The 16,224-nt window shown below is 65.3% G+C and carries 21 protein-coding genes and 1 tRNA gene; 14 read left to right on the top strand and 8 right to left on the bottom strand.

All coding sequences use genetic code 11. The features are described from left to right. Positions 1 to 148 precede the first annotated feature (148 nt). Positions 149 to 1,105 carry a DUF7972 family membrane protein gene (locus ACZ522_RS13680; protein WP_379698535.1) on the top strand — a complete coding sequence of 319 codons (957 nt, stop codon included), beginning with the start codon at positions 149 to 151 and terminating at the stop codon, positions 1,103 to 1,105. A gap of 43 nt (positions 1,106 to 1,148) precedes the next feature. Here the strand turns inward: ACZ522_RS13680 and ACZ522_RS13675 are convergent, their stop codons facing one another. Further along, complete coding sequence (locus tag ACZ522_RS13675) at positions 1,149 to 1,769, bottom strand: DedA family protein (protein ID WP_379698537.1); 621 nt, start codon at positions 1,767 to 1,769, stop codon at positions 1,149 to 1,151. Between the two features lie 149 nt (positions 1,770 to 1,918). Here ACZ522_RS13675 and ACZ522_RS13670 point away from each other — a divergent pair, with 149 nt between their 5' ends. Beyond that, a complete protein-coding gene (locus ACZ522_RS13670) occupies positions 1,919 to 2,572 on the top strand; it encodes a helix-turn-helix domain-containing protein (RefSeq protein WP_379698540.1) in 654 nt (217 codons plus the stop codon). 85 nt (positions 2,573 to 2,657) lie between these two features. Next, positions 2,658 to 3,080 (top strand): HalOD1 output domain-containing protein, encoded by a 423-nt coding sequence (locus ACZ522_RS13665; RefSeq protein ID WP_379698543.1) that lies wholly within the window; start codon positions 2,658 to 2,660, stop codon positions 3,078 to 3,080. Positions 3,081 to 3,215: 135 nt separating this feature from the next. On the opposite strand, the gene ACZ522_RS13660 is transcribed toward ACZ522_RS13665, so the two are convergent. Then, complete coding sequence (locus ACZ522_RS13660; protein WP_379698546.1) at positions 3,216 to 3,356, bottom strand: hypothetical protein; 141 nt, start codon at positions 3,354 to 3,356, stop codon at positions 3,216 to 3,218. A gap of 142 nt (positions 3,357 to 3,498) precedes the next feature. Here ACZ522_RS13660 and ACZ522_RS13655 point away from each other — a divergent pair, with 142 nt between their 5' ends. Both ACZ522_RS13655 and ACZ522_RS13650 read left to right on the top strand, forming a co-directional pair. After that, positions 3,499 to 4,041, top strand: a complete 543-nt coding sequence (locus ACZ522_RS13655) for a hypothetical protein (protein ID WP_379698549.1) — start codon at positions 3,499 to 3,501, stop codon at positions 4,039 to 4,041. 59 nt (positions 4,042 to 4,100) lie between these two features. Then, positions 4,101 to 4,174 (top strand) — tRNA-Phe (locus ACZ522_RS13650). Between the two features lie 422 nt (positions 4,175 to 4,596). Here ACZ522_RS13650 and ACZ522_RS13645 read toward each other — a convergent pair. The 5 genes from ACZ522_RS13645 to ACZ522_RS13625 form a co-directional block, all read right to left on the bottom strand. Then, the gene (locus ACZ522_RS13645) at positions 4,597 to 4,962 is read right to left on the bottom strand and encodes a DUF2892 domain-containing protein (protein WP_379698552.1); all 366 of its coding nucleotides are present in this window, start codon (positions 4,960 to 4,962) and stop codon (positions 4,597 to 4,599) included. 117 nt (positions 4,963 to 5,079) lie between these two features. Beyond that, positions 5,080 to 5,355 carry an acylphosphatase gene (locus ACZ522_RS13640; RefSeq protein WP_379698554.1) on the bottom strand — a complete coding sequence of 92 codons (276 nt, stop codon included), beginning with the start codon at positions 5,353 to 5,355 and terminating at the stop codon, positions 5,080 to 5,082. Positions 5,356 to 5,487: 132 nt separating this feature from the next. Further along, positions 5,488 to 6,333, bottom strand: a complete 846-nt coding sequence (locus ACZ522_RS13635; RefSeq protein ID WP_379698557.1) for a DUF502 domain-containing protein — start codon at positions 6,331 to 6,333, stop codon at positions 5,488 to 5,490. A gap of 100 nt (positions 6,334 to 6,433) precedes the next feature. Continuing rightward, positions 6,434 to 8,446: an alkaline phosphatase PhoX gene (locus tag ACZ522_RS13630; RefSeq protein WP_379698560.1), complete on the bottom strand. Its 2,013-nt coding sequence runs from the start codon at positions 8,444 to 8,446 to the stop codon at positions 6,434 to 6,436. Between the two features lie 167 nt (positions 8,447 to 8,613). Continuing rightward, entirely contained in the window at positions 8,614 to 9,072 is a 459-nt protein-coding gene (locus tag ACZ522_RS13625) for a metal-dependent hydrolase (RefSeq protein WP_379698563.1), read from the bottom strand. Between the two features lie 157 nt (positions 9,073 to 9,229). Between ACZ522_RS13625 and ACZ522_RS13620 the strand changes: the two genes are divergently transcribed. From ACZ522_RS13620 to ACZ522_RS13605, 4 genes are all read left to right on the top strand, one after another. Further along, on the top strand, positions 9,230 to 11,203 hold the full coding sequence (locus ACZ522_RS13620; protein WP_379698566.1) for an alpha-amylase family glycosyl hydrolase: 1,974 nt from the start codon (positions 9,230 to 9,232) through the stop codon (positions 11,201 to 11,203). 259 nt (positions 11,204 to 11,462) lie between these two features. Further along, positions 11,463 to 11,732 (top strand): hypothetical protein, encoded by a 270-nt coding sequence (locus tag ACZ522_RS13615; protein WP_379698569.1) that lies wholly within the window; start codon positions 11,463 to 11,465, stop codon positions 11,730 to 11,732. A gap of 302 nt (positions 11,733 to 12,034) precedes the next feature. After that, a complete protein-coding gene (locus ACZ522_RS13610) occupies positions 12,035 to 12,376 on the top strand; it encodes a hypothetical protein (RefSeq protein WP_379698572.1) in 342 nt (113 codons plus the stop codon). Between the two features lie 218 nt (positions 12,377 to 12,594). Beyond that, positions 12,595 to 13,014, top strand: coding sequence for a hypothetical protein (locus ACZ522_RS13605; RefSeq protein WP_464391776.1), 420 nt, complete (start codon positions 12,595 to 12,597; stop codon positions 13,012 to 13,014). A 181-nt stretch (positions 13,015 to 13,195) separates the two neighbouring features. Here the strand turns inward: ACZ522_RS13605 and ACZ522_RS13600 are convergent, their stop codons facing one another. After that, positions 13,196 to 13,333, bottom strand: a complete 138-nt coding sequence (locus ACZ522_RS13600) for a hypothetical protein (protein ID WP_379698578.1) — start codon at positions 13,331 to 13,333, stop codon at positions 13,196 to 13,198. 291 nt (positions 13,334 to 13,624) lie between these two features. Here ACZ522_RS13600 and ACZ522_RS13595 point away from each other — a divergent pair, with 291 nt between their 5' ends. The 5 genes from ACZ522_RS13595 to nucS all read left to right on the top strand — a co-directional run bounded on the left by ACZ522_RS13595 (position 13,625) and on the right by nucS (position 16,215). Beyond that, on the top strand, positions 13,625 to 13,819 hold the full coding sequence (locus tag ACZ522_RS13595) for a cold-shock protein (protein WP_092537887.1): 195 nt from the start codon (positions 13,625 to 13,627) through the stop codon (positions 13,817 to 13,819). A 264-nt stretch (positions 13,820 to 14,083) separates the two neighbouring features. Further along, positions 14,084 to 14,278 carry a cold-shock protein gene (locus ACZ522_RS13590; RefSeq protein ID WP_092537889.1) on the top strand — a complete coding sequence of 65 codons (195 nt, stop codon included), beginning with the start codon at positions 14,084 to 14,086 and terminating at the stop codon, positions 14,276 to 14,278. 200 nt (positions 14,279 to 14,478) lie between these two features. After that, on the top strand, positions 14,479 to 14,673 hold the full coding sequence (locus ACZ522_RS13585; protein ID WP_092537891.1) for a cold-shock protein: 195 nt from the start codon (positions 14,479 to 14,481) through the stop codon (positions 14,671 to 14,673). A 268-nt stretch (positions 14,674 to 14,941) separates the two neighbouring features. Further along, on the top strand, positions 14,942 to 15,358 hold the full coding sequence (locus ACZ522_RS13580; RefSeq protein ID WP_379698582.1) for a VanZ family protein: 417 nt from the start codon (positions 14,942 to 14,944) through the stop codon (positions 15,356 to 15,358). Positions 15,359 to 15,462: 104 nt separating this feature from the next. Beyond that, positions 15,463 to 16,215, top strand: coding sequence for an endonuclease NucS (gene nucS, locus ACZ522_RS13575; RefSeq protein WP_379698585.1), 753 nt, complete (start codon positions 15,463 to 15,465; stop codon positions 16,213 to 16,215). The last annotated feature ends 9 nt before the right edge of the window (positions 16,216 to 16,224 follow it).

The following is a 16,224-nucleotide window of genomic DNA, read 5'->3' as shown; positions in this document are numbered from 1 at the left end:
GCGGGAGCGTCGGGCCCCCATTTACTTTGGGCGGTCGCGCCGTAGACGGCCTATGGGTTCTGCCGGGTCTACCGATAGTGGAGACGCCTCCGAGGTCGAGAGAGGAGAGCGGGTAGGGTCGATAGGCCGGTTCGTGGAGTGGGTGAAAGTGGACGGAGATCGGCTGCTCCTCACGCTCGGCATCTCGGTGGCGGTCCTCGCGTTCCTCCTCGTCCTCCACGCCTTCGACGTGATCGCGTTCAGAAACCAGAATTCGATCACGCGGATGGCGAGCGGGATGATCGCGGGGTCGTTCTCCCTCGTCACGCTCGTCGTCTCCGTCAACCAGTTGATCCTCTCTCAGGAGTTCTCCCCCGCGGGTAAGCACCGAAACCAGTACGCCGGCGTGATGGAGTTCCGGCGGGACATCGAAGAACGGAGCGGCGTCTCGACGGCCCCGATAGAGCCCGCGCGGATAGTCGCGGTGATCGCCGACGCCATCATTCGTCGGGCGAACGAGTTAGCCGACGTTATCGAGGGGCACCCGGACGAGGAGTTCGAGCGTCGGGTCGTCGAGTACACCGAACAGCTCGAAGGGGACACCGAGTGGATAGACGAGCAGTTAGACCGGTCGAGCGTGGAGACGTTCGACGCGCTCTCGGTGGCGGTCGAGTACGACGACGGGTGGCAGATATCCGCCGCTCGCTCCCTCCGGAACGACGCGCCGGAACTGACGGACGAGACGGCAGCGGCGTTCGAAGAGCTCATCGACACGCTACGGCTGTTCAGCACCATGCAGGAGCACTTCAAGACGGTGTACCTGCAGCGCGAACTGACGCGGTTCTCGCAGTTGACCATCTACTGTGGCGTCCCCGCGATACTGGCGGCGGCGTTGATTGCGCTCCTGTACGGCGACGTCGGAGGGGCGGCGATAAACGTGCAGATCCTCCCCTACGTGACGGCGTTCCTCACGACGGTCGTGTTCGTTCCGCTAGCGCTACTCGCCAGCTACATCCTGCGGACCGCGACGGTGACCCGGCGAACCGCGACGACCGGTCCGATGCTCTTGGAGAAACCGACCAAGGAGCGCCCGGGCGACGTCCGAGAGAGCGGGACGGAGCGATAGGGTCCCGGAATCCGCCGCGGCGGAGGGCGTGTTACGGTCGCCCCTACAGTATCCCGCTACTCGACCGCCTTCTGACGGCGACGCCGACGACGAGCAGAGCGAGTATCGCGCCCGCGACGAGGGCGGGTCTGTCCGCCGCGACGGCGAACGCCGCCGAGAAGAGCGACTGCTGGCGGCCGTAGTAGACGACACCGCCGGTGGCCGCGTAGAAGCCGACGGTTCCGGCCGCCGTGAACGCGCCGAACCGCCGAGAGTCCATCCCCGCGAGACCGGCCGGAATGGAAACCACGGAGCGTAACGCGGGGAGGAACCGCCCCCACAGGACCGACGACCGCCCCCACCGTTGAAACCACTCTCTGCCGCGTTCGATACGCTCCTCGGAGACGTTCACGCGGTCCCGAATCCAGCCGCTCCCGCCGACTCGGTCGCTGCGAAACACGTAGTACGGGACGTACGCGCCGACCGTTCCGCCGACGGCGGCGGCGAGGACGAACACGAGGAACGACGTGACGTCGGTGATGATGAGTGCGGCCGCGACGGGGACGACGACTTCGCTCGGGAGGAACGGAAAGAGCATCGACGTCTCGAGGAAGGTGAAGAGGAGTAACGCGAGCGGTCCGTACAGGCGTACGAATCGGAGCGCTACGTCCGTCGGGTCGACCATAGGCCGACTACGCGGCGACGCCGTAACACACCTACGGCGGCTCCCCGCGGCGGTGCGGACGCGGGACGTTCGACGAGCGAACGAGGCCGCCGACGAACTCCCGTCGGAGGGGGTCCAGAGATTATCCCTCTGGACCGCCAACCGCACCTATGGCGACGGTAGCCGAGTTCACGGTGCCCGGCGACTCGTTCCCGCTAGGCGGTATCTTCGGGCAGTTCCCGAGGGTGACGGTAGAGCTGGAGCGAATCGTCCCCACGAGCGACGCGATAATCCCGTACTTCTGGGTTCGGGGAGCGGACGACGCAGAGGAGGACAGAATCGAGGCCGCGTGCGCGGCGCATCCGGACCTCCGGTCCGTCGAGTTGATAGACGAGGTGGACGGCCAGTTCCTCCTTCGCGTCGAGTGGAACGAGGAACACCGCGGCGTGCTCGGAGCGGTGGCCGCCACGGGCGTGAATCTCATCTCGGGACACGGATCGGGCGACAGGTGGTCGTTCGAGGTGCGGAGCGACGAACGGGCGGGAGTCGGCGAGTTCCAACAGTACTGCCGGGACCGCGGCATCCCCATCGAACTGACGGCGCTACACGCGCTCTCGGAGGTCGAGAGCCGGTCCGAGTACGACCTGACCGAGACGCAGCGGACCGCCCTGCTCCTCGCCCACGAGAGGGGGTACTTCGACAGTCCGCGGCGGGCGACGCTCGCGGAGATCGCGGAGGACTTAGACATCACCCGCCAATCGCTCGCGTCGAGACTCCGGCGCGGGCACAAACGTCTCATCGAAAACACGCTCGTCAATCAGTAGACAGCACTCCCGACCCGTCTTGATCGTTCTACTTAGTAAGGGGTAACTCTAAGCCCTCCACTCGGCGTATCGAACGCACCTCCCGATGAATCCACCAGGAGACTCATCTCGCGGCCCCGGCGACTCCTCGCAGGAGATGCACGGCGACTCCGCCTCGGAACCAGCGAGTACTCCCCTTCCCGTCGATTCAGTCGACTCCGCGACCGGGTTGACCTACCACGACGCGACGGCGACGTACCGGATGGAGTACGACCTGAGCGCGGACGCGCCGCAGGAAGTCGTCGTTCGGGCCGTGGCCGCACTCGAAGGCTGTTCGCCCCTCGACCTCGAACCCCTCCACGCCGCCATCGACCCCGACGCCCTCGACCGACTGTTCGCCCCGACGAACGTCGGACGCCACCTCGGCGACGGAACGGTGACGTTCGGCTATCAGGGGTACGAGGTCACGCTCCACAGTTACGGCGTCATCGCGCTTCGACCGGCCGGCGGCCGACCCGAGGACGACTGAGAACCGCCGTTCGCCGACGGGTCCCGGACTGCGTACGAACCCCCGCGAGCGACGCCGCCGTGCGCTCAGTCGGACGATTGCCGTCGCCGACGGCCTCGCGAGTCGTTCACCGTCGCGCCGGCCGACCCGAGCGAATCACGTGTCGGATGTCTCCGGCGCGTTGACCGCCAGAACGGAGAGCATGTACTGCCGACCGCAGTCGCACTCTAGGAATCTCTCTTCGGAGTCGCCCTCGATCCAGTCGGAACAGTTCTCGCAGGACACCTTCACTTCCATCGTTCGCCGTTCCGCTGGACGACGTTTATCGATTCCGTGACTACGAAGATAACAACAGTGTCTCTCGCGGAGTAACGAACCGCGGGCACCGCGCACACGAAGGCATCAGCCACAGGGGTGCGACGCTCCGAGTTACGAGGACATGAGTCGTGTACTCACCTTCGGAACAGTCCTCCTCGTCCTCGTTTCGGGGGCGGGCGGAGTCGTCGCCGCCGACGCCGCCGCCTCCCCGTTCGGAAACGGAACGACCGGCACCTCGCAGGCCGTGACCGCCCAGCAGAGCGCTTCCGACCGTTCCGCGGCCGCCCAAGCCAAAGGCAACAAAGGCAAGAGTCGGAACGGCAACCTGCGCTTCGACTTCCAGATTCGGAACGTCGAACGCTGCGGCCTGACATGTCGCGACGTGACCGTCACGGCGACGAACACGAAAAACACGACGGCGCGGAACGTCACCTTCGTGACGAAGATGTACGCCGGCGGCAACGGCGACAACCTCGTCTGGCGCGGAAACGAGACGTTCCGGAAGGTCGAACCGGGCGAGACGAAGAGGGTGACGAAACGCGTGAACCTCGGCCTCTTCGAGGCGGCACAGGTAAGACAGAACGGCGGGTTCGTGACCGCCAAGACGAACGTGACGTGGGACTCGGGCAACGAGTCGTTCTCCGAGCGTCGAAAAGTGACGTAAGGCGCGGCGGAATCACTTCGAAATCCTTTTTTGTATAACCAGCATCCCACAGAATGCGCGCCGCCTTAGCTCAGACTGGGAGAGCACTCGACTGAAGATCGAGCTGTCCCCGGTTCAAATCCGGGAGGCGGCATCATTCTACGGCCGACAACGCGAACGAGCGTAGCGAGTGAGCCGTCGGCCGTGAATATGCGACTGACCGGATTCTGAACCAGCGAGCGACTGAAAGGAGCGAGCGAGGTTCAAATCCGGGAATCCCTCTGCTACCGAATCGTCGAAACCTCCATTATACGACGCTTCGGGCACTCTCCCCATCGATAGGCCTTTTTGCGAGACGCGGCTACGAGAGGTGAACGAGGGGACGATCAGCTTCCACCACGAGAAACGGCGCGACCGACGCGGCCGCCCTCTTTCGTCTCGTCTCGCTCGAAGAGGTCGACGAGGAGTTCGTCCATACCGGACGGTGGAGCAGGACACCGAAGGGCGTTTGGGCGGGTCCGAATCGGGGTCGAACCGCGCCGAGAAACGAGTTCGCAGGGGCGTTCGTCCGGGGGATTACTTGCAGGACCGGTGAGCGATTTCGTTGTCCTCGTTGGGGCCTCGCGGTTCTCCCGCCGCGATGGGTTCGCCGCAGACCGCACAGCGGAGTTTCGAGTCCCCGTCGCCCGTACCGAGGCCGACGGTCTCCGCCAACTCCTCCGTGTCGATGTCCGTATCGACGCCGACGGTCTCCGTCAACTCCTCCAACTCGTCGGGTTCGGCTGTCATGGTGTAGCCGAGTGCGAGTGCGCCGCCGCCGGCCAGCAGTCCGCTCAGCCGTCGGCCCTTTCTGAGGGAACTGATAGCCACGGCCGCGAGGCCAGCGGCGAGGAGTACTCGAACGAGCGGTTCTCGGTCCTCGATAGTTTCGCGGAGGTCCATAGAGGCGAATCGGGCTGCGAGCCCTTGTAAGTCACCGCCGACCGGACCCGTTCCGACTCCGGGGAGATGCCGGCCGAAAATCGCCGTTCTGCGGGTAGAAGGAGCGCGTACCGCCGGTCAGTGCTTCTCGAAGTCTTCGAGGTCGCCCTGCGGTTTGCCCTCTTCGACTTCGACGTCGGTCACGTCGGCCTTGACGGGTCCCCGTTTGCACCACTCGATCATCGTCTCGACGTCCTCCTCGCTCCCCTCGAAGAGGGCTTCGACCCGTCCGTCGTCGAGGTTCCGAACCCACCCCTTGACGTCGTGTGCGCGGGCGGTCTCGTGGACGTTGTCGCGGAAGTGAACCTCCTGAACGTCGCCGGAGATAAAGACGTGAGCGCGGGCTTCAGTCATCGCGTTCACGTCCGGGTTCGACGCTGAAAACGGCTGGGTAGGGAGTCTCTGAAAGTCCGATACGAGCCAACGTCGGGTGCGGACGACGGACCGAAGGCGGAGCGTCGCCGAGTCGCCGCCACGTCAGTCGGCCTACCGCGAGGAGTCGTCGTCGGCGGATTCGTCCGGCGAGATGGCGTTCTGTAGCCGGTCGATGTCGGTTATCTTATCTAAGTCGCCCATCGTGAGTTCGGTCGTCTCGTCGGCGTTCTCGCCCGCCGCGACGCCGCTCGTGAGGATGCTCCGGACGCCCTCCTCGATGGTCATATCGACGTCGTGGACGTTCTCTCTGGGGACGTGGGTGAGAAAGCCGCCGGTGACGGGGTTCGGGGCGAGGGGCACGAACACCGTCACCATGTCGTCGTGGCCCGTCGCCGCGGACACCGTCTCCGGGGAGCGACTCGTCTCGAAGCCGATGACGTAGACGTCGTCGCCCAGCAGTTCGACGAGTTTTATCTCCTGGAAGTTCTCGGCCTCCTGGTCGAGCATCACGTCGCCCATCCGGCGGAAGCTCTTGTAGACGGTGCCGACGCCCGGAATCGACGTTATCGCGAGGTCCACGAGGTCGATGATCCGCTCGCCGTGGCGGTTCTGGCCGACGGACCCGACGACGACGACGACGCCGAGTAGCACGAAAACCGCGATCAGTTCGGAGAAGAAGTTTATCACCGTCGAGTAGACGTTCAACTCGACGAGGAACAGGACGAAGCCCGCGCTCTCGACTAACTCGATGACGCCCAACCACCGCAGGAGGTCGACCACCGGGCGGAGAGCGGACCTGATGAACTCTAAGGCGACATTCAGGATGTACAGCGTGACTACGAAAGGGATGATGATACCGACGCCGGTCATCAGCACGTCGAGCGTGCCTTCGTAGATGGATTCGCCGGCTTCCTTCGCCGTCGGAGGGGAGCGGTCAGACGAGTCTGAACCAGACATTCGGACGTTCGTGGACACTCCCCGATCACATCAACCTGTCCGTTCCCTCCGGCCGCGGCCGGTACGACGGCGTTCGGGTCCGGGGGCGGACGGTGGGTCCCTACGACTGTTCGCGCCGTTTCCCGGGCCGTTCGTCCTCGCCGGGGTTGTATATCCATATCATGTTGTTCTCGTGACCGGCGTTGCTGCTGTCCTCGCCGATGATCACGCGCCCGTCGTCCATCACGACGATGTTGTCGGGGTTGGCGATGGTCGTCGTCGGGTCGAACCCGTGCTTGTCGAAGACGGATTTGAGCTTCTCCAGACCGACGCCGACGAACCCCTCCTCGCTCTCGTTGGTTGGGTTGAACGAGCAGTCCCGACAGACGGTGCTCGCGGAGTCCGGTCGCGCGTCGTAGGGGCACCCGCCACAGATATTGGCGTTCGGGCCGCCGGCGACGACGGGAACCAGATCGAGAACGTCGTAGTCGTGGTCCGCGGAGCGTCCCTCGACGGTTTCGCCCTCCTCGCGGAGCTGCAGGCGGTAGACGACGCCCCAGTCGTCGCCGTTTATCTGGAGGTCGTCGTCGGGGTCGGTGTTGCCCTCGCCGGCCTTCTCGTTCGGGAGGAACGTCTTGGTCGTCTCCGACATGGCGACGTAGGCGAAGTCACCGGGTTCGGCGCCGCGGCGGACGTTGATGCCCTCCATCTTCCGGAACTCGTCCGTCGCGCCGACCGCGCCCGCGGCGCGGGTCGATTCGAGGAACGCGACCCGGTCGTCGTCGGCGTTACCCGCGGCCCACTCCCTCACCTCGGCGTCCGAGATGTAACTCGTCTCGCCCTCCGTGTAGTCGGCCTGCGTGATACCGTCGTACTCAGCTATCCACGACTCTATCTCCTCGTTCGTGGCGTGGCCGAGTTCTATCCACTCGATGCCGAAGCTCACGTCGGCGGGGTCGCCGCCGACGGGACCCTTCTGGGAGGCTTTCGCCGCGTAGAGCGTCCCCGAGGAGAGGTCCTCCGCTTCGTCGGCGACGAACTTGAAGAACCCCTCGCCGGTGCCGTCGGAGGTGGTGTACGCCGTCTTCCCGTCGGGCATGACGACGGCGTTCTCGTGCGTCGCCCGCCCGAGGGTGAAGTGCTTCACGGGGGTCGGCGTCTCGGCGGTCGGGTCCCGTATCTCGACGATGTAGCCGTAGCGGAACGGGTTGGGGTACTCCTCGTCGTAGACGCCGTCGTCGTTCGGTTCGTGGCCGAGGTGGCGCGCCACGTTGACCGCCTCGTCGGACACGTCGGAGTCGGGGTTGTTCCACTGGTCCGTCGAGGGTACCTCGTAGTTCTCCTCCGAGGTGAGGGGCGTCCCCCACGGCGACACGGTGCCGAAGCAGTTGTTGTACGTCCCGCCGACGTCGCGGAACTCCAGATTCTCCGCGTCGTGAACCCGCCACGGGCCGTCGCCGCGCGAGGAGATGTGCATCCGACTGACCATGCCGGGGCGCGTCTCCCAGTTCGTGAACAGGTAGCCCTCGTGGCGGCCGTCCTTCGAGTCGCCGCCCTCGACCGGAACGTAGCCGTTGTAGTCCGCCTTCGAGGTGATGTACTCCTCGGCGTCGGCGAGTTCGCCGTCGGGGGTCAGCGGAACGCCGAGTTCCTCGCCGTCGCCGAGGTCGGCGCCGCCCTCCATGAGCGGTTGGTAGCCGCCGTAGGCGGTCTGGATTATCGAGTCGTAGGACTCGGGGACGCCGTCGCCGAGTTCGTCGTCGTAGTCGAAGTCGTCGCTCGCGGGGATCTGCACGGAGGGGAAGTCCTCGGGCAGGTCGTGGAAGTTGAAGCCCGAAAGCGCCCCGACGAGGGCCGCCTCTGACCCGTCTTTCAGGTCCCGGTCGGGGTGTTGGACGTTGAAGAAGAAGCGACCCGACTCGGTGACGAAGATGCCGGTGACCTCCGAATCGACGATGGAGGTGGCGAACCGGTTGAGCGTCGGCCCGCCCTCCTCGTGGTGGCCGTCCTCGTGACCCCTCTCTCCCTTGCCTGCACCGCGCCCGTTGCCGCCCCGAGCGGTACTGCTGTACGTTACGCCCGAGGTGACGAGCGCGAGAATCGCCTCCCGCCGCGTGAAGTCCAGTTGAGACATCGACGGGACGACGTACCCCGAACGCGGTCATAATCCTATATATTTGATAGATAGATGTCGGCGGAGACGGACGTACCGTACGGAACGGTACGAAGGAGACAATAGCCGTACGTATCGGTTCTCGCGCTGAGAACGTCGCCTTCGGAGGACGTTCCCCTCGTGGGGGTCTACTCGTCGGCGCGCCGGTCCGCGAAGCGTCGCTTTCGGACCCATAACGCCGCGAGACAGCAGAGCCACAGCACCGCCGTCGCCGGGCGGGAGTGGCCGCCCACCGGAACGCCGACGTGCGCCGTCGAGAGCGGATAGAAAAGCGGGACGCCCATCGGCGTCGTGCTGTCGATGAGGAGGTGCGAGGCGTACCCGACGCCGACGCCGCCCGCCGCGGCGCGACTCCGAGTCGCCGCGACTGCGACGGCCGCGCCGACGACGAGGGCGGTGTGCGTGAGTCCCCGGTGCGTCAGCGGAAACTCCCACGCCAGGGGTAACAGCAGGTCGATGTCGGCGACGACGCCGCCGATGACGCCCGCGCGCGGCGCGTCGAACGCGAGCGTGCCGAGAGTGTACCCGACGAGTGCGTGCGTGGCGATAGCCGCCGCGAGATACCCCAGATGCGAGAGCGTGACCACGACCCGCGGATTCGGGCGTGCGCGCCTAAAACGCCCCGATAGGGCGGCGCGAGATGGGACACGAGACGAACGAGGGGACGAGGGCGGCGACGCCCGGCCTCGTGGCGGCCGGAGCCTTTTCGCGCCCTCCCCCACATCGGTGGATACCCTCGCTACCATGGAGAACGGATTTCCCGACGTTCGAGAAGAGGGAGCGCTCCGCGTCCCCGTGACGGACGCCGACCGGGTCGAAGTACGGTTCGCGCCGGTGCTCTCGCGCGACCGGTTCGACCCGAACGACTGGCGGCGCGAGACGCTGGACCCCGTTCCGGACGCCACGGACTGGTACGAGGTCGATGTGAACGGCCTCGACCTCCCGGACGGCAGATACGAGTACGAGTACGTCGTCCACCGGGGGGACGACGACCCCGTCGTCGCGGCCGACCCGTTCGCGGAGGAGATTACCCGCTTCCGCGGCCACCGCGGGACGTTCCGGATCAGACACGGAGAGCGGTACCGGCCGTCGTTCTCGTGGGAGGACGAACTCCCCGAGGGGGGCCTCCCGGAGAACAACGAGTTGGTCATCTACGAACTACCGCTTCGCTGGGCCGCGCCCGCCTCGCCGATGAACGAGAAGCGGAACGTCCCCGACGGCGACTTCGAACACCTCCTGACGGAACACCTCGACGAACTCGCGGAGTTGGGCGTCAACGCCATCGAACTGCTGCCGATTCAGGACGCCGCGGTCACCCTCGATTGGGGGTACGGAACGCGCTTTTTCTTCGCGCCGGACCTCGACTTCGGCGACCCGATAGACGCGAAATTCCTCGTCAAGGAGTGCCACAAGCGCGGGATTCGCGTGCTGATGGACGTGGTGATGAACCACGCCAGAGAGTGTCCGTTGGAGGTCCTCGCGGGCGATACGTTCTTCCTCGACCCCGAGGAGAAATCGGACCGTCCGGACTGGGGCGGGCGTCGCTTCGACTACGAGGTGTTCGTGGACGGCTATCACCCCGCCCGAGAGTTCCTCCACCGGATGGCCGAGTTCTGGATTCGGGAGTACCACGTGGACGGGTTCCGCATAGACGAGTTCAAGGGGATGGACAACTGGGAGTTCGTCCAGGAGTTCCGCGACCGGACGCGGGCGGCGCACCGCGAGGCGTTCCCGGATCGGCCGTTCCTCGTCGTCGCCGAGGATTCGTGGGGGCGCACCCGAATCGTCCGCGACGTGGAGGGGAACCCGGAGGACCGAACGGTCGTAGACGGCATGTGGAACTTCGACTTCCGGGACGAGTCCCGGCGGTTGCTGCGGGACGAAATCGACACCGAACTGGGCGAACCGTCCCGGAGCGACCGGATCCGGGCGCTGATTTCGGGCGACCGGACGTGGGACGACACGGATCGAAAGTTCGAGGAGGGGTTCACCGACCTCTCGCAGGCGGTCAACTACGTCACCTCCCACGACATGGGCCAACGGGGCGAACAGCGGTTGATGAACTACGTCTTCGGCGAACTCGTCCGCGAACGAGGGCTGGGAGACGGGTCGGTGGAGAACGTGAAGTACCTGCTCGACAATCTCGTCACCGCCGCACCGGGGGTGCGGATAGACGCCCACGAGGAGGCGGTGGACCGGGTTCGGGGCTCCTTCGCCCTGCTTCTGACCTCGGTTGGTATCCCGATGTTCCTCACGGGCGAGGAGTTCGGCGACGTCCACGATCTGGACTACACGGACTGGCAACTGAAGATGGAGGACCCGGTGGACTGGAGTCGGCGCGACTACCCCGGGCACGACGCCCTCCCGGAGGGCGTCGGGGACCTGATAGACCTGCGCACCTCGACGGCGGCGCTACAGCGGAACGAAGTGGAGTTCTTCTACGAGCACCCGACGTTAGACGACGAGGACGGAGTGCGCGCGTTCGCCTACTGCCGGACCGGCGGCCGGGAGTTGGGGAGCGAGGATCAGGTCGTCGTCGTCGCCAACCTCGGTCCCGAGGGGTTCGAGGCGTTCGATATCCCGTGGCCGTGGACGGACACCGACCGAATCGAGGAACGCGGCGACCCGATTCGGGGGACGCCGCCCGAGTTCGTCCCCGAGGAGGAGGGGGCGACGCTCTCTCTGTCTCCGTTCCAAGTGCGGGTGTTCACGACCTGAGACGCCTCAGTCCTCGCGGACTCGGTCCGCGCTCCGTAAGTTGCTCGTACGGGCCGCGGTAGAGGTGCGCGCACTCGTTTCGGTCGCCGCCCTCGCGGAGGGGTGAAAGATGTTCAGTCGGGTTGGACAATTTACGGATATTCATCAGTCGGTACTCGTATCCGCCGACGAACTTCCACCGAAACCGGATGAAAATCGAACGGTGGCCTGCACACGACGGCAGAATACGGAAGTGAATATGAGCCAACATCCGAATGCAATGGCACTCTTCCAGCAAGGATCTCAGCAGGAGTCTCGTATCGAACAGAAAGGCGAGGAAATGGTCGAAGAGACGCCGATGTCGGCCGGAGACCCGGTCGCGACGCTCGCCGTCGGGTCGGTGCTGCTCTCGTGGTACCAGTTCTACGTGAAGGGCGACAAAGAGAGCGGCATCTTCGTGGGCCTGTGGGCCCCGACGCTGCTCGCGGCGGCGAGCTACGTCCAGCAGAAGGACATCGCGCGGAAGTTCAAGCAGGGCCTCTCCTTCTAAGGCGACCCTTCCGCCGTCTACGCGACCGAACGCCGGGGTGACGTCGAACCCCGTGCGCGACGGACGGCGGATTCGAGGCGGCGTTCGTTCTCGCCCGAGACTTGCGAGATACGTCGCCCTCCGCGCCCGAACTTCGGGCGACGCTCGCGTCACGCCGTCTCCGAAAGCGGCGTCTCCGGTCGGTATTCTCGGAAGTCGTCGGATCGGGATACTCCGCCGAAACGAGTGTTGTCGGGGGTGTACCGTCTGTTTTGCCACGCCGTTGAAGTGCGTCGAATCCGAATCACGAGTGGTGTATTACGATGGCCGACGATGACCAAAACCGAGCGCGAGAAGCGGACGCAGAGCGCGAGGCCGAAATCGACTCCGAGATGAAACGCGTCGATCAGGACCCCGACCAAGTCACGGAGGGAAGCGAGAGTCTGGGTACGCAGAACGCTGAAAGCGGCGCGCCGGAGGGCGAACGAGCGCCGATGGACGAAGAAGAAGAGGAAGAAGAAGAGGAAGAAGAGGAGGTTCCCCCGGACGAGGGAACGGACGACGAGAACCAGTACGGCGGCGAATCGGAGGGCGACATCGACGCCGTCGAGCAGACGGAGATGGTGCAGGGCGACGAAGACGAGGACGAGGACGAGGACGGCTAACGCCGCGACGCGTCCGTACGCCGCGGCCGTCCTGCTTCGCTCACCCCGGGACATCCTTCGACGTAGCCCTCCGATCCGGCGTTTCTATCAGAAATAGCACCCTATCGAGACCATCATCATCGACCCACGTAGTAGCGCTGTACCTCCAGACTTTTAACGATGAACGAGAGAAGGGGAGCGAGGTAAGCGACCATATGTTTGATATCCAACCTACGTTGATGGGGTCGCTCTTGACCGCGAGCGCCTCGCTGTTCGGCGCGCTAGTGGGTGCGGTCGTGCCGCAGCAGATTAGCATGCGAAACAGGCGGAAGAACCTCCGGCTCGCCCTTCGGTCGGAGATAAACCAGATATTCCTCCACGAGCTCCACGTGGACGTTCTCGCGGAGTTCACCGAGGCGGGAAACCTGAGCCAGCTGCTTCCGACGACGGTGTATCACGCGAACGCGGGGCAGATCGGCCAGCTGTCGAGCGACGAAATCGAGGCGATAGTCACGGTGTACAGCAAGATAGACAGCATCACCCTATACTTCGAGCGAACGTCGCACGAAGAACTGTCGTGGGAGTACCTCGACCGGTTCTCCGCTGACTTCGCGGAGGCGCACTCGAAGGCGATAGCGGAGATAGACAAGCGGTTGTAACCCGACCAGCGGTCGAGGTCCACCGACACCCGGAGGACGAGCCGTTTCAGTCGACTCCACGATGTCTCCGAGTTGTCCCTCGCGAGCGCGTCGCTCATCCGAGTGACCGCGCCTTCCGGCGGATCGTCGGTGCGTCGTACACCCCCTCTCGGTCAGCCAACGTCCTCGTCTCCGTGTCCGCTCACCGCTTCGAGAGGAGGTGAACCGCCCCGTCGGAGCGAATCCACGCGTTCTCGTCGTCGGCGTCGTACAACTCGACGCACCCATCGACTACTCGTTCTCGACACTCGGGCCACCCGTACGTTCTATCTCGCGCCATGGACTGTTGGCGTCCGACGGTTCTACAACGATATAAAGATGCGCTCGGGGGCCGCCGAACCGCCTCCGCGACGCGCCGGCGGCGGACGCTGCGCGGACGTGAGAACTGCCGTCTCCACAGAAAGAACCGACATCGGCGTCGGATACGTCGCCGATTCCGCCGAGGAGCGACTAAACAGTCACCTTTGACCACTATTTCGCGCCTATCGGAGACAATCGTCCAATCTAATCCGCCCGTGGTACCACGACACTCGCAATCCTTTTCCGTGCGGTGGGCATACGTTAATTTGCAATGGCGAAAGGAAACGTTGACTTCTTCAACGACACAGGCGGCTACGGTTTCATCTCGACGGACGACTCGGACGACGACGTGTTCTTCCACATGGACGACGTCGGCGGCGACGACCTCGAAGAGGGGCAGGAGCTCGAATTCAGCATCGAGTCCTCCCCCAAGGGCCCCCGCGCGGCGAACGTCACCCGACTCTAACTACCGGCTACTGACCGTCGGCGACGACGGTAACTAACCGATTCATCGCGTTTCCGACAGAGCGGACGCGGCCGCGCCCGAGTTACACCGGGAGGCGGGACGTCTCTGGATTTTCTGTACCCCGACCGACGAGCGACGGGTTCGTCCGACGGCGACGTTCGCTCAATGGAGAGTATCCTCTCTGACCGAACGTTCGCGCACGAAACAGGACGTTCACACGTCTCTCGGAAGGGTTAACCGTCGTCCGCCCCAGGTACGGTTGCAATGGCAACTGGTAAGGTTGACTTCTTCAACGACACGGGCGGCTACGGTTTCATCGAGACTGAGGATGCGGACGACGACGTGTTCTTCCACATGGAAGACGTCGGTGGCCCGGACCTCGAAGAGGGCACGGAGGTCGAATTCGAGATCGAAGACGCCCCCAAGGGCCCCCGCGCGAAGAACGTCACCCGACTCTGAGGTAACGTCGCGGCTCTAGTATCGACGGACGGAACACACTTTTAACGGATCTACACCGCGACCGGCGGGTCTCTCCCGGAGCGACAGCTACCGCGACGCGCGGAACGAGTTCCGGCACGAGAGCGGTTCGTGGCGACCACTACCGTGGTAACCGTAGTCGCGCAAGCGTTATTTATAGAGGGCCACTCCATACAGAGGCAATGGCAACTGGTAAGGTTGACTTCTTCAACGACACGGGCGGCTACGGTTTCATCGAGACTGAGGATGCGGACGACGACGTGTTCTTCCACATGGAAGACGTCGGCGGTCCGGACCTCGAAGAGGGCACGGAGATCGAGTTCGAGATCGAAGACGCCCCCAAGGGCCCCCGCGCGAAGAACGTCACCCGTCTGTAAAGCGGACTTCTGAGACGCGAACTACGGTAGCGAACGGAGGCTTGCGGCGTCGCGGCGATTGAGTTCGGACCGGATGCGGCAGTTCTCCAAACTACTCACTACTCGTCCAGCGACGGCAACGGCGGCGGGGTGAGCCTCGTCGAGCGTCGGGCTCCGCCGACGCCGACCTGTCGCACATTCTTCGGACCGTCGAGGCGAACAGCGGTCGCTCTCGCTCGGAGCGACCGCGAAGGCGAACGCTCAGGTCGGAGGCGGACGAGAGGCGACCATGGGCACTGACGGACTCGACCGACCGCGCCTCCGCCGCGTCGCACCGGTCCTCTGCTGGGCGACGGTGCTCGTCGTCGCGTCGGTGATACCCGCGTCCGGCGGCCTCTCGGCGCCCGGCCCGTTCGGAGTCGGCGCGGACAAGTGGCTTCACCTCGGGGGCTACTGGTCGGTGACGCTCCTCGCCGCCGTCGCGTTGGAGGCACGCGGGCGTCGGACGCTGCTTCTCGCCGTCGCATTCGGCGTCGCCCTCGGTGCGGGGTTGGAACTCGTGCAGGCGGCGCTTCCCGCGCGGGCGTTCGACCCCGCGGACGCGGCGGTGAACGGCGTCGGCGCGGTTCTCGGGGCGGTGACGTACGTCCTCTGGCGACGCGTTCGAGACGCGCGCGGCGGGCGTCCGGGGAACGACGGCGGGTGAGTTCCCTCCGCCTCGCTCCGCCGACGCGACGGGGCGGCGGAGAACGGCCACCGACGCGCCATTTTTACCCGCAGACGCCCAACTGTCGGGTGATTCGGAGTCCCATGACGGCCACCACGCTCCACCGCCCGACGCACCGCGACGCGTTGTCCCTCCTCGAAGCGGCGTTCGGCGACGGACGCCTCGTCACGGTGTTCGGCCGGTGCACGGTGGAGTACGACGGACGCGCGTCGTCCACGCTCGGGGCCGGCGACAGACTCGTCGTCTGCAAACCCGACGGCACGATTCTCGTCCACACCGACCAGAAGCGAAAGCCCGTGAACTGGCAACCGCCGGGGTGCACCCACCGCGCGAGCGTCCGCGACGGACGCCTCCGCATCCGGAGTTCGCGCGCGACGCCGGACGAGACGCTGGACGTGCGGTTCGAGCGACTCGATCAAGTGACGGCGTACGAGGTGAACGACCGGAGCGACCTGACCCTCCGGGGGAGCGAGGAGGACCTCAGACAGCGCATCCTCGACGACCCCGCACTCGTCGAAGAGGGGTTCGAACCCTCGGCGACGGAACGCGAGACGGCGGCCGGACCGGTGGACATCTTCGGCGAGGACGCCGAGGGGAGACCCGTCGCCGTGGAGTTGAAGCGCCGGCGCGTGGGTCCGTCGGCCGCGAGCCAACTCCAACGGTACGTCGAGGCCCTCCGGACGGAGTTCGCCGCCGACGACGTGCGGGGCATCCTCGTCGCGCCGTCCGTCACCGACCGGACGAGCGAGTTGCTCGAAGAGAACGGACTCGGATTCGTCGCCCTCGAACCACTCGGGCGGGAGGCGGCGGACGGACCCGACGGCGGGGCCGGGTGAAACCGCGGC

The sequence above is a fragment of the Halopelagius fulvigenes genome (assembly GCF_055398025.1).
This window is presented reverse-complemented; position numbering and strand designations above follow the sequence as displayed.